The sequence below is a fragment of the Microcystis protocystis FBCC-A270 genome (genome assembly GCF_050500235.1).
GTDB lineage: Bacteria > Cyanobacteriota > Cyanobacteriia > Cyanobacteriales > Microcystaceae > Microcystis > Microcystis ichthyoblabe_A.
Genome location: NZ_CP191407.1, coordinates 4,550,323 through 4,562,556, shown reverse-complemented (window position 1 = coordinate 4,562,556; position 12,234 = coordinate 4,550,323). Strand labels below are relative to the sequence as shown.

The window sequence follows — 12,234 nt, the reverse complement described above, 5'->3', positions numbered from 1 at the left end:
AATTTAACTTTCGATCGTTATAGCATCAATTGACTACGATTTCTGGCTAACGGTTTCTTTTTCTAAGATTTGCACCCGTTGCTCCAGCTTTTTTAAATCTTCCTTTAGTTCAATTACTAAAGTGGCTAAACGCTGGAACAGTGGGTCACTTTCCCCGACTACTTCCCCATTTACTATACCCGTTCCCGATCGCCGTTGGGGAATCGGAGCGGCATTTTCCCCGCGGATGGATATTCCTCGGACCTGACTTTCAAGGCGCTCAACTCGATTGCGGAGACTAATTAACTCCGATCTTACCGCCGTATCCGATTGTGCCTTGCTGGCATTAACAAAACTCAGTATTAGCAAAAGGGAGATAATCAGCATTAAAAAGCCAGAAAAAGAGATTTTAGCTAATTTCATCGATTTTACCCCCTATCTATCTGACCCGGCTTAATGTTAAGAAACGTGGCTAAATCTAAAGCTTGATTGCAATTCCGCCCCTGGGTGATTAGTTGCTCAAAAGAGGATGATAAGGTAAAAAACACGATTTTGTGGAAATTTGGCCTTATCTCTATGTATAAAAACTCAGATAAAGATTTTCTCGGAGCAGCAATCACAGCCGGTTTAGGTGCGGGAATCGTCACTTCTTTTGCCGTCAATCAAGGACAAGACATCGGTACAGCTTTAGGAATTACCGCTTTAGCGGCTGTTTGCGGTGTTATCTGCCGTCATTTTGACCTAATGTGATGCAATCTTCCTCACACCTCCAATTCTGCCGAAAAATCCTGTTTTTTCTCGTATTGATAGGGGCCGAGCAGAGCGCCCCAAATTCCCTTGCCAGTGCCGGGATCTAGACCTTTATCGTAGGTTTTTAGGCTATGACTCGTCACCTCGAAACCCAAAGCCACCTGATAGGTTGTACCCTCATAGGTGAATTGACAGTGCTGTTCCGGTTGCGGTTGGGCGATAAACTGGTATTGATTATCAGCGAGGGTATGGACTTTGACCGCTAAAGTGCAAGTAGGCAGGAAAGTTAGGTCTTCTAAGCTAATTTTTCGCAAAATATCGGGATTTTTGCCCGCACCTTGCACGGATTTCAGGTCATTAAACATATAGTGCCTAACCTCTAACCCTCCCGATTCCGAGCGCGTTAATCGCCACAGTCGCGGTCGGTAGGGTTGGTCTAAATTGATGATACTGGCCTGTTCGGCAAAAAGCGCGATGCTGTCTTCCCGAAATAAAGGCAACGGACGTAACCATAAACGCAGGTGAACGTACCACACCGGTTCTGCTTGCGCTTGCCGTTGATTTTCAAATTCACCCGCGAGATACCGACCAAAAGTGATTAATTCAGGGGTCATAGCTCAAAAAATTCTCCTTATTGCCTCAAAATTAATCCTAACACCCATAGAAATCACTTTTTTGACAAAAATGACCTTCAGGCTACCGGAACCCGCTTAACCCCTGCCATTCCCCCTTTAGTGTACCAATATTCCCAGCCACCGCCAGCCGCACTAGACCAATCCTTGAGGTCAAATTCACCGCTGCCGGAGGGGGTTCCTGCGATGCGATAGACTTTCACCGCTTGACCGTTGTTATTCCAGATTAAAGGCCGATCCGGCTCCATCTGTTCGGGTAGAGTCCCGTTAGTTTGCAGAAAATAGGCATCTTGTCCCTTATCGGTGCCGTTGCCATAGACTTTGGCGATACCATGCTCATCGATCGCCAGAAAAGCACCTTCTTCTAAACCGATAGCGTAGGCAGGTAGTTGATTGTGATTATCGTGTACATTACGGGCTAAAAAACCAAAAAGGCGACCATATCTTGTTTCGGGATGATCTTGATTGAGTCGATCCAAATGGGTATCTGTCACCACTTTTTTGAGAAAAGGAACCCGAATAAAATCACTCCGATAGAAGTCTTTGGTGTTGAAGTGAAAGGGATTATTTAATATTTCTGAACTCAGTACTCCTTCGTGAGTAGGCGCATAGTAAAAATCCCCCAGAATAGCCATTCCTGCGCTGGTTCCCGCCACGGGAACTTTTTTGTCGTTGATCAGATAATTGATCGCTGTTTCCACCTTTGTGCTTTCCCACAAATCCTCGTACTGATTTTGATCACCACCGGCAAAAAAAAGGATATCGGCATTACGAATATATTCGATAACATCAGGATGATTCGCCCCTTCACGACTATCAATTGATAGTTCCGCTGCCGAGCCGATCAGGGAGGGATAATTGTCGCAAATCCAATCGGCTTGACCGCCAAGATCACCAAAGCGCAGCACTAAGTAATTACCGCCTTTAGCTCGATTTAATAACCATGTGGTCGCTTGATCTTCTCCTAACTTACCTCCTTCCGCTCCCCCGATTAATAAAATACCCGATCGATGTTTTACAGACTGAAAATTGGCTTTTCCACAACGACAAGAATAATGGAAATCTCGATCATGATTGTTTGACATAGTCTTATAACCTCTCCCCTTAGCTTACTCCTTCTATCCTAGCTTTAACTAGGACAAAATCAGAGTTTTATACCATAAAAGTTAACAACAAAGCCTCTCTATGGCTGAAATCGGTAGCGGCAAAACTCCCTAGTTTACATTCTGTTAAAAATCGTCCTATAATAATTCAAGGCTAGAAACTGGCAATTATTACTGTTAAAGTTGAGAATCGGCGGGCGATATGTTAAATAGACGTTCTTTTTTGCAAGGATTAGGTACAATCGCCTTAGCGGGGGGTTTAAATGGCTGCGCTTCCAGAAGCGGCGAGCCGAGCATTTTTCTCCTGTCCGGTTCGATTCCGCCGCGATTACTAACAGATTTTCAGAAAACTATTGCCGAAAAAAAAGTCAATTTTCAGTCGGAAAGGCAGCTGAAAGAGCTGTTAAAATTGTTGGAAAAATGGTTAAAAAATCAGGATCAACCAGCCTCACAATTTCCGATTCCTATCCCTTTTAGGGAACAAAACCCAGCGATGGGTAATTTAGTCACCCTAGGGGATGCTTGGCTAGGAAAAGCGATTAGCAACGGCTTAATTCAACCCCTAGATACTTCTCAACTCTCTAATTGGTCAAAACTGCCCCCCCGTTGGCAAGAAAATATGACTCGCAATGCTCAAGGACAACCGCAAACAGAGGGTAAAGTCTGGGGTGCGCCCTACCGTTGGGGAATGACAGTAATTGCCTATAATGAGGAAAAATTCGCTCAATTTGACTGGCGACCACAGGATTGGTCTGATTTATGGCGACCAGAATTAACCGGTAAAATTGCCCTAATTGATAATCGTCGCGAAGTCATCGGTTTAACCCTAAAAAAATTGGGTTATTCTTATAATTCTAGTGATTTAAAGCAAGTTATGGGACTAAAAGACCAGCTATTCGCTTTACAAAAACAGGTAAAATTTTATAGTTCTCAACATTATTTACAACCCCTGATACTCGGTGATGTCTGGGTGTCTGTGGGTTGGTCTAATGATATTTTACCAGTGAGCAATCGCTATAATAAAATTAAAGTTGTTGTCCCCAAATCTGGTACTTCTCTCTGGTCGGATGTGTGGGTAAAACCAGTTTTAACTACTCCTAATTCTCTTGTCCAGCAATGGATTGATTTTTGTTGGCAACCAGAATCCGCCACTAAAATTTCTTTATTTACCTCTGGATTATCACCCCTAATTCTCACTGAAAATCCCGACCAAATTTCCCCAGATATTAGAAATAATCCTTTACTTGTCAATCCAGAAGCAGTCAAAAAAAGCGATTTTCTCAACCCTTTATCGCCAGCAACCGAGCAAGAATACGAGCAATTATGGCAAGCAATGCGACAGTTAGTATAGTCAGGAGATACTAGACAAAATTCTGCGAGAATATTGAGGTGAAAATTACATTTACCTAACTGATAACTGATAACTGCTCACTGATAACTGATAACTGATAACTGATTAAGCAGCTTGACTTTGGGTTTCTTGGGCGAGAAAAGTAAGGATAGAAGCTTTCTCAATTAACCCCAAAACCCTGCCGTTTTCCTCTACCACTGTCACTTGAGATAAATTTTCTCCTTCCAAAATTTTCACCACATCTAGGAGGGAAGTATTAGACAAAACCAGTTTGAGACTTTCGCTAGTTTGTAATAACTGGCCGATATTTACCTGGGTCCATTGGGAAGTGGGAATTGTTTTCAGAGCCTCTAAATTAATCACTCCTAATAGTTTACCTTCGCTATCGGTAACTAGGAATTTAGACCATTGTTGTTTACCGATAACATAATTATTAGCAAAATCGCGCAGGGTTAAATTAATCGGCACTACAGGACTATTAGGAGAGATAACATCTTTAGCGGTGTAGCGACTTAGGAAATCTTGAACCTTAGCTGATTGAGCGGAAAAGCCAGCATTTTGTAGGAGGAAAACGCCAATTAATAGCGTCCAAAAACTGCCAAATTGACTGATTCCGAGAATTGATAGCGCACCGATGACAATCGCTAACCAACCAAAAAATTGACCGAAGCGACTAGCGAATAAAACCCCTTTATTGGGATTACCCGTTACTTGCCAAACGATGGCTTTAAGGATATTACCACCATCTAAAGGTAAACCGGGGATTAGGTTAAATAACCCTAGGGCGAGGTTGATATAGGCAAGCAGAGAAAGAATCGCCGCCATCGGCCCATTTAAGCTAATATTGAGACCAATAATTAGGAAGATACCGAAGAGCAGTAAACTAACTAAAGGGCCAGCAATTGCTACGAGAAAAGCTTCTAGAGGAGTTTTCGATTCTCTGCCGAGAGTTGCCAAACCACCGAATAAAAAGAGGGTAATTGATTTGACTTCAATACCTTGGGCGATGGCAACAAAACTATGACCTAATTCGTGGGCAACCACGGAGGCAAATAGGAGAATAGCGGCAAAAAATCCTAAGAGCCAGGGCATGATTCCCGTTAACTGGGGAAACTGACTTAAATCTCCCCCATAGGTTAAGGTAATTAACCCCAGAACAAAGAACCAAGAAGGATTAATATAAAAGGGAATTCCAAAGAGATTCCCGACTCTAATGTTGCCATTCATTTTGTATCTTCTCCAATTATTGGGGACTAACGCCAAGAAGATTAGGTTATCAATTACGCCATTCACTTCTGTTAACAATTGTAACAAAAATGAAAATCTCTCCGGCATTCCTTCAGGGAGTAAAAACCGTCATTGCTGTGGTTCGGTTATTTTCGTAGGAGAACTAAATTAATGATTAATTATTTACGCGGACAAGCGATCGAGGTGATCAAAACCCCCAATAACCGACTGATCTTGATTTTAGACGTAAACCAGATCGGTTACGAAATCCAAATTCCCTCGCGATTAGCCCTAGACATCGGCAAAGATAACAATGATAGTCGTCAGATTTTTACTCACCTACTCCTTCGCGAGGAGCAGCCTTTATTGTACGGTTTCGGCACCGCCCCAGAGCGAGATCTGTTTCGTCAACTGCTTTCCGTCAATGGAGTTGGAGCGCAATTAGCCCTAGCTTTAATCGATACCTTGGGGATTGAGGAACTTGTGGTGGCGATAGTGACAGGAAATACCAAAATTTTGAGCAAAACCCCCGGAGTCGGCTTAAAAACAGCAGAGAGAATCGCTTTAGAGTTAAAAACTAAATTGGCAGCATGGCGACAGCTAAAAGAAGCGACGACGACAACCACGGCAATACTACCGGCAGCGGAAATCCTCGAAGATGTGCAGATGACCCTTTTAGCTTTAGGATACAGCCGGGAGGAGATCGATCGAGCTATCGCAGTCCTCAGTCAAGATGCTTTATTCAGTAAAAATACTCAGCCAGAAGACTGGATTAAAGGGGCAATTAATTGGCTAGGCTAAATCAGTCGTCAGGAGGCAGGAGACAGGAGACAGTTTCATTGTATTCTCCCCACACCCCACACCCTACACCCTACACCCTACACCCTACACCCCACACCTCATACCCCACTCCGGTGCTCCTTTCTCAGGGCAAATGTTAAAAAGTATTACGAAAATAGTGAGAAGGTGAACCAGATGCCGCAAAATAGTTGCGTTAGGTCGCTCTAGCTAGGGAAGTCTTGAGACGCTGAGGCGGAAACGAGATAACTTAAGCGTAGTGACCACGACTGCTATAAAATGTCAGATTAAGTTTATTAATCTCACTTAGTTGGGAGGAATCCATCAATGAGTATCGTCACGAAATCGATCGTGAATGCTGATGCTGAAGCTCGTTACCTCAGCCCCGGCGAACTAGACAGAATTAAAGCCTTCGTTACCAGTGGTGCCGCTCGTTTACGCATCGCTGAAACCCTGACTGGCGCTCGCGAAACCATCGTCAAACAAGCTGGCGATCGCTTATTCCAAAAACGTCCTGACATCGTTTCCCCCGGTGGCAACGCTTACGGCGAAGAAATGACCGCTACCTGTCTGCGTGACATGGACTACTACCTACGTTTAATCACCTACGGAGTAGTTGCTGGTGATGTCACCCCGATTGAAGAAATCGGTTTAGTCGGTGTGCGTGAAATGTACAAATCTTTAGGAACCGACATCGGTGCCGTAGCTCAAAGCGTTCGCGAAATGAAAGAAGTTGCTACTGGTCTTATGTCTTCTGACGATGCTTCTGAAGCTTCTTCCTACTTCGATTACGTGATCGGCTCTATGTCGTAGAATAATTCCTTTGTGAATTGTTCTAGACACACCCCCCGTAAACCTCTTAAGATTAAGCAAAACCCAAGGAAGAACCACCATGCAAGACGCAATTACTTCTGTTATCAACTCTGCTGACGTTCAAGGCAAATACCTTGACGCTTCTGCTCTCGGCAAACTGAAAGGCTACTTCGCCACCGGTGAACTGCGCGTGCGCGCCGCTAGTGTCATTAGCGCCAACGCTGCCGGTATCGTTAAGGAAGCTGTGGCTAAGTCCCTGTTATACTCTGACGTAACCCGTCCCGGTGGCAATATGTACACCACCCGTCGTTACGCCGCTTGTATCCGTGACCTCGACTACTATCTCCGTTATGCTACCTACGCTATGTTAGCTGGAGATCCTTCTATCCTCGACGAGCGCGTTCTCAACGGACTGAAAGAAACCTACAACTCTTTAGGTGTACCCATCTCCTCCACCGTTCAAGCTATCCAAGCGATGAAAGAAGTCACCGCTAGTTTAGTTGGTGCTGATGCGGGTAAAGAAATGGGGATTTACTTCGACTACATTAGCTCTGGCTTAAGCTAGAAATAACGAACTCGGACAAAATAGGTTCGGGAAGCCGAGGATGAGTGCTAGGTCTTTAAAGGCTGAATCTGTCCAAGATAGGTTTTGACGAGCTAGTATTGATCCTTGACTCCCGACCTTTGTTATTTTAGAAAAAGGCCTTCGTTAGTTTGAGCGACAAGTTTTTCAGCGATTAGGAGAAGTCAATCCATGCGGATGTTCAAAATCACCGCTTGTGTTCCAAGCCAAAGCCGCATTCGGACACAACGGGAATTACAAAATACCTATTTTACCAAACTCGTTCCCTACGATAATTGGTTTCGTGAGCAACAACGCATCATGAAAATGGGCGGCAAAATTGTCAAAGTGCAGTTAGCCACTGGCAAACCGGGAACTAATACAGGTTTACTGTAATCGGCTGCCACTAGAACTTAAAAAAAGAGGTCTTTCCAGACCTCTTTTTGCTTTAGGGATTTTTTTCAAACTGCAAAGCGGCAGAATTGAGACAATAGCGTTTTCCCGTCGGGGGTGGACCATCATTAAAAACGTGACCGAGATGAGCATCACAGGCGGCACAAACAATCTCTGTCCGCACCATGAAAAAACTAACATCTCGCTCGTACTTAATATTGGCCCCGTTAGCAGCAGTCCAGAAACTCGGCCAACCAGTACCCGAATCATACTTGCTGTCAGAAGTAAATAACTCCGTACCACAGCAGACACATTTGTAAATACCTTTTTCTTTATTATCGTGATATTTACCCGTAAAAGCCCGTTCTGTTCCCTTTTTGCGAGTAACTTGGAACTGTTCGGGAGTTAGCTGGGCCTGCCATTCCGCCTCGGTTTTACGAACTTTTTCTACCATAGTCAGGACAACCGCCATTATGATTAAATTTCCCTTTTTAGTCTAACCTGAGTTCGAGATCTAGGTTTTTTTCATAAACATGAAGTATGACCTGATTTAGCATCGCCTTCTGACGACGTACTCCCCAAAAGGAAAACTTGGCCAGGAAACCCTATAGACTTAACATAACCTCAGCTTATCAATGGTATAAGTAACAATATTGTCAAACCCCTTTACAAACCGTTACAAACTCCTTAAGATAGAGACATCATCAATCAATCGTACCTCGATAACTTAATAGGAATCATAAACCAATGACCACAACTCTACAACAGCGCGAGAGCGCTTCCCTGTGGGAGCAGTTCTGCCAGTGGATCACCAGCACCAACAACCGTCTTTATGTCGGCTGGTTCGGTGTGATCATGATCCCCACCCTGCTCACCGCCACCACCTGCTTCATCATCGCCTTTATCGCCGCTCCTCCTGTAGATATCGACGGTATTCGCGAGCCTGTAGCTGGTTCTCTACTCTACGGAAACAACATCATCTCTGGTGCTGTTGTTCCCTCTTCCAACGCGATTGGACTCCACTTCTACCCCATCTGGGAAGCTGCTTCCTTAGATGAGTGGTTATACAACGGTGGTCCCTACCAGTTAGTCATTTTCCACTTCTTACTAGGTGTCTTCTGCTACCTCGGTCGTCAGTGGGAACTGTCTTTCCGTTTAGGAATGCGCCCTTGGATCTGTGTAGCTTACTCTGCACCTGTATCCGCCGCTACTGCTGTATTCTTAATCTACCCCATCGGACAAGGTTCTTTCTCTGATGGTATGCCTTTAGGAATCTCTGGAACCTTCAACTTTATGTTCGTGTTCCAAGCAGAACATAACATTCTGATGCACCCCTTCCATATGTTAGGTGTGGCTGGTGTGTTCGGCGGTTCTCTGTTCTCCGCGATGCACGGTTCTCTAGTAACTTCTTCCTTAGTGCGTGAAACCACTGAAATCGAATCTCAGAACTACGGTTACAAATTCGGTCAAGAGGAAGAAACCTACAATATCGTTGCCGCTCACGGTTACTTCGGACGTTTAATCTTCCAATACGCTTCTTTCAACAATAGCCGCTCCCTGCACTTCTTCTTGGGTGCTTGGCCGGTAATCGGTATCTGGTTTACGGCAATGGGTGTTAGCACCATGGCGTTTAACCTCAACGGTTTCAACTTCAACCAGTCGATTCTCGATTCTCAAGGTCGTGTAATCGGTACTTGGGCTGATGTGTTAAACCGCGCTGGTATCGGTATGGAAGTAATGCACGAGCGTAATGCTCACAACTTCCCCTTAGACTTGGCTAGTGGTGAACAGGCTCCTGTAGCTCTGACTGCTCCTGCTATCAATGGTTAAGTTCTAGTCTGAACGAAAAGGCACTCCCGCGAGGGGGTGCTTTTTTGTTGTTAGAATTATGATAAGCGTTGCTGAATTAGGCGATGATTTGATAATTTTGGATTGATCATCCTGAAGTCTTTTTTTGGATTGTTAGAACTATCTGTAAACATTTACTTTACTCTGTTCCCCATTCCCCGTTCCTTTAATCCTAATTTCATAGTAGCCACATTTTTAATGTTAGAATCGAGTTACTCCCTTTAGACTTTGCTATGCGTGCGATTGAAACCACTGGTATCCTCAATACCCAAGGGCAAATTCAACTTGATCATCCTATTCCCCAAGAAAAAGATCGGTTTGTGCGCGTCATTCTTTTGATGTCGGAGGATGAACTGAACGAAAAAAACTGGCTAGATGCCGTTTCTCATAACCCTAGCTTTGCTTTTCTGCATGATACCGAAGAAGATATTTATACTCTAAACGATGGACAACCTGTAAGCAATGAAGGGTAAAATCGTTTTAATTCAATTTCCCTTCGACGATTTATCTTCCAGTAAAGTTCGCCCCGCTTATTGCTTAACCAATAAAATTGGAGGCTATCAACACATTATCTTTGCTCTGATCACCAGTCGTATTCCCGAAAATCCCCTTCGTACAGATATTATTCTGAGACCAGAAAGTCCAGATTTTATGATAAGTGGTCTTCGCCAATCCTCAGCCATCAGACTTGATCATTTAGTAACACTTCGATCTTCACTGATTCAGCGTGAACTAGGCTCATTATCATTAAAAACTCAAACTTTAATTATAGATATTTTGTCCGATATTCTACGTTCCTAATATACCTTTAAATTAGGTAAATCTTGCTAGAGGCGAACGTTTGTTTTTCTCTGTATAACTAGCCTATACTCAACGGATTTAGTATGAACCCCCCGCTTTTGTGGAGAAAATGCGGAAATTAAAGGCAGAAAGGGCAGCGGCAGAAAATTATTAATCAGTATTAAGTAATTCTCATTGCTTGATTAGGAGATGCCCAAGATTATCAAGACCGGATTACTCATATTCCTCTATAAATAGCGAAGATTTAAAAGGGAATCGGTAATGATTCGGTAGTAGTGGCGTAGCTCTGTTGCTTACCTGGTATGAATTGTGTAAAATGTTTATTAATAAAAATAATTGGCTCGAATCAGTCTTTAAACCTCGGCTCTTCTGGTTTCTGTGTGGAAACGAGGTCTATACTGATAGTTTCTTCGACAAAATAGTCCTAAAAGTGTTACCCGATAAGCATTTCACGATTCCATAAGCAAAAATTATCACACAAAGTCGAGAAGAGCCGGCAAGCAATTGGTCAATTCTCACAACCATAGGATTGAATCTTTTCAGAGGTTTGGGTTTTCTCTCAATAACGGAGGGACAGAGGTGGTTAGCTGAACGTTGGGAAAAACTGATAGTTTTATCGACGTAAGAAGCAGAAAAATTAGCTAAATTAACAGGATGTACTCTCAGACAATTTCAAGAGAGATAGGCTTTTAGTGGCTTGGGAACAGGCTTTATCAATCTATTCATAATAAATATTGGCAGAAGATTAAAGATTAGTTATTATGACTAACTCTTTTGATTAAAAAAAGATAAACTTGAGAATCCTCGATCAAATTTATTGACTCAAAATCAGCTATACGGCTCTTCTCGACTTTGTGTGATAATTTTTGCTTATGGAATCGTGAAATGTTGACTGAGAAGGACTTTTACGACTATTTTGCCGAAGAAACTATCAGTATAGGCTTCGTTTCCACACATAAACCAGAAGAGCCCCGCGTGGGTATTTCAAGTAATAAGCTAAGACGTATTTAAACCGCTTATTCTGAGATTAGCCCCCCCTTGCCTGATCTCAACAAGCAATTTGAATTAAGAACAGCTTAACTAGCTGACATCCATCGTGATAAAATCGGCCTTGTCTTTCTTCTGCCAGCGCAACGCCGAGCGGCGGTATGTTGAGCTTATTCCCCCTTTTACTTTTTACTTGGTATAACTCGTGCAGGTTTTCATTTATCATACTCCCGAACTTACCCCCGTCCATACTCTACCCGATTGCGCCGTCGTTATCGATGTTTTAAGAGCGACAACCACGATCGCCACTGCCCTCAATGCCGGTGCGGAAGCAGTGCAAACCTTTAGCGATCTGAAAACCCTGATGCAGGTGAGCGATACCTGGCAACCAGAAAAACGTCTCCGAGCAGGAGAAAGAGGCGGCGCGAAAGTGGAAGGCTGCGATCTGGGCAATTCTCCCCTCGATTGTACCCCTGATTTAATGAAAGGTCGTCGTCTGTTTATCAGTACCACTAACGGCACTCGCGCTCTGCAAAGAGTGGAAGAATCCCCGATCGTGATCACTGCGGCCATGATCAATCGGCAAGCTGCCGTTAATTACTTATTGGATAGGCAGCCCGAAACCGTCTGGATTGTTGGCTCTGGTTGGGAAGGGGGTTATTCTTTGGAAGATACGGCCTGTGCTGGAGCGATCGCCGATGCGCTACAAGAACAATCGGGGCAAATGGCGATCGGTAATGATGAGGTTATCGCCTCGATCGCTCTTTATCGTCAATGGCAAAATGATCTTTTAGGAATGTTCCACAGTTGTAGTCATGGTCAGCGCCTCTTGCGTCTCCACTGTCAAGAAGATTTAAAATACTGCGCTAATATTGACTCTCTTGATGTTTTACCGATCCAAAAAGAACCGAGCATTTTAGTCAAACTTTAGACATTACTACCCACAGAAAGGGTCATCAGTGCCGGTAGGAGTATCGATCCTAGCCGGAT

At 43.7% G+C, this 12,234-nt stretch carries 15 protein-coding genes and 1 pseudogene; 11 read left to right on the top strand and 5 right to left on the bottom strand.

Annotation, left to right across the window (positions count from 1 at the left end; genetic code table 11):
• Nucleotides 1-33: 33 nt before the first annotated feature.
• Entirely contained in the window at nucleotides 34-402 is a 369-nt protein-coding gene (locus ACQY1X_RS22335; RefSeq protein ID WP_002777020.1) for a hypothetical protein, read from the bottom strand.
• Between the two features lie 153 nt (nucleotides 403-555).
• Between ACQY1X_RS22335 and ACQY1X_RS22330 the strand changes: the two genes are divergently transcribed.
• Entirely contained in the window at nucleotides 556-729 is a 174-nt protein-coding gene (locus ACQY1X_RS22330; RefSeq protein WP_002739017.1) for a hypothetical protein, read from the top strand.
• Between the two features lie 11 nt (nucleotides 730-740).
• Here ACQY1X_RS22330 and ACQY1X_RS22325 read toward each other — a convergent pair whose 3' ends face one another.
• Both ACQY1X_RS22325 and ACQY1X_RS22320 read right to left on the bottom strand, forming a co-directional pair.
• On the bottom strand, nucleotides 741-1,343 hold the full coding sequence (locus ACQY1X_RS22325; RefSeq protein WP_002738654.1) for a chromophore lyase CpcT/CpeT: 603 nt from the start codon (nucleotides 1,341-1,343) through the stop codon (nucleotides 741-743).
• Nucleotides 1,344-1,420: 77 nt separating this feature from the next.
• Nucleotides 1,421-2,446 carry a cyanophycinase gene (locus tag ACQY1X_RS22320; RefSeq protein ID WP_002738663.1) on the bottom strand — a complete coding sequence of 342 codons (1,026 nt, stop codon included), beginning with the start codon at nucleotides 2,444-2,446 and terminating at the stop codon, nucleotides 1,421-1,423.
• 220 nt (nucleotides 2,447-2,666) lie between these two features.
• On the opposite strand from ACQY1X_RS22320, the gene ACQY1X_RS22315 reads away from it, so the two are divergent.
• Nucleotides 2,667-3,815, top strand: a complete 1,149-nt coding sequence (locus ACQY1X_RS22315; RefSeq protein ID WP_430015153.1) for a substrate-binding domain-containing protein — start codon at nucleotides 2,667-2,669, stop codon at nucleotides 3,813-3,815.
• A gap of 105 nt (nucleotides 3,816-3,920) precedes the next feature.
• Here the strand turns inward: ACQY1X_RS22315 and ACQY1X_RS22310 are convergent, their stop codons facing one another.
• Nucleotides 3,921-5,150: a site-2 protease family protein gene (locus ACQY1X_RS22310; protein ID WP_430015152.1), complete on the bottom strand. Its 1,230-nt coding sequence runs from the start codon at nucleotides 5,148-5,150 to the stop codon at nucleotides 3,921-3,923.
• Between the two features lie 63 nt (nucleotides 5,151-5,213).
• Here ACQY1X_RS22310 and ruvA point away from each other — a divergent pair, with 63 nt between their 5' ends.
• The 4 genes from ruvA to ACQY1X_RS22290 all read left to right on the top strand — a co-directional run bounded on the left by ruvA (nucleotide 5,214) and on the right by ACQY1X_RS22290 (nucleotide 7,611).
• The gene (gene ruvA, locus ACQY1X_RS22305; protein ID WP_002739332.1) at nucleotides 5,214-5,843 is read left to right on the top strand and encodes a Holliday junction branch migration protein RuvA; all 630 of its coding nucleotides are present in this window, start codon (nucleotides 5,214-5,216) and stop codon (nucleotides 5,841-5,843) included.
• A gap of 324 nt (nucleotides 5,844-6,167) precedes the next feature.
• Complete coding sequence (locus ACQY1X_RS22300; RefSeq protein ID WP_002744263.1) at nucleotides 6,168-6,653, top strand: allophycocyanin subunit alpha; 486 nt, start codon at nucleotides 6,168-6,170, stop codon at nucleotides 6,651-6,653.
• Nucleotides 6,654-6,732: 79 nt separating this feature from the next.
• Nucleotides 6,733-7,218, top strand: a complete 486-nt coding sequence (gene apcB, locus ACQY1X_RS22295) for an allophycocyanin subunit beta (RefSeq protein ID WP_002738786.1) — start codon at nucleotides 6,733-6,735, stop codon at nucleotides 7,216-7,218.
• Between the two features lie 189 nt (nucleotides 7,219-7,407).
• A complete protein-coding gene (locus tag ACQY1X_RS22290; RefSeq protein WP_002739162.1) occupies nucleotides 7,408-7,611 on the top strand; it encodes a phycobilisome linker polypeptide in 204 nt (67 codons plus the stop codon).
• 52 nt (nucleotides 7,612-7,663) lie between these two features.
• Here the strand turns inward: ACQY1X_RS22290 and msrB are convergent, their stop codons facing one another.
• Nucleotides 7,664-8,080 (bottom strand): peptide-methionine (R)-S-oxide reductase MsrB, encoded by a 417-nt coding sequence (gene msrB / locus ACQY1X_RS22285; RefSeq protein WP_002791726.1) that lies wholly within the window; start codon nucleotides 8,078-8,080, stop codon nucleotides 7,664-7,666.
• A 275-nt stretch (nucleotides 8,081-8,355) separates the two neighbouring features.
• On the opposite strand from msrB, the gene psbA reads away from it, so the two are divergent.
• The 5 genes and pseudogenes from psbA to ACQY1X_RS22260 all read left to right on the top strand — a co-directional run bounded on the left by psbA (nucleotide 8,356) and on the right by ACQY1X_RS22260 (nucleotide 12,175).
• Nucleotides 8,356-9,438 (top strand): photosystem II q(b) protein, encoded by a 1,083-nt coding sequence (gene psbA, locus ACQY1X_RS22280; protein WP_002731626.1) that lies wholly within the window; start codon nucleotides 8,356-8,358, stop codon nucleotides 9,436-9,438.
• 251 nt (nucleotides 9,439-9,689) lie between these two features.
• On the top strand, nucleotides 9,690-9,929 hold the full coding sequence (locus ACQY1X_RS22275; protein ID WP_002738503.1) for a hypothetical protein: 240 nt from the start codon (nucleotides 9,690-9,692) through the stop codon (nucleotides 9,927-9,929).
• Entirely contained in the window at nucleotides 9,919-10,257 is a 339-nt protein-coding gene (locus ACQY1X_RS22270; protein ID WP_002739429.1) for a type II toxin-antitoxin system PemK/MazF family toxin, read from the top strand. The genes ACQY1X_RS22275 and ACQY1X_RS22270 overlap by 11 nt, the downstream gene beginning before the upstream one ends.
• Before the next feature lie 490 nt (nucleotides 10,258-10,747).
• Nucleotides 10,748-10,882 (top strand): annotated as a pseudogene (locus ACQY1X_RS22265) (ISAs1 family transposase); the annotation flags it as partial.
• Nucleotides 10,883-11,449: 567 nt separating this feature from the next.
• Nucleotides 11,450-12,175 (top strand): 2-phosphosulfolactate phosphatase family protein, encoded by a 726-nt coding sequence (locus ACQY1X_RS22260; RefSeq protein ID WP_002759138.1) that lies wholly within the window; start codon nucleotides 11,450-11,452, stop codon nucleotides 12,173-12,175.
• Nucleotides 12,176-12,234 lie beyond the last annotated feature (59 nt).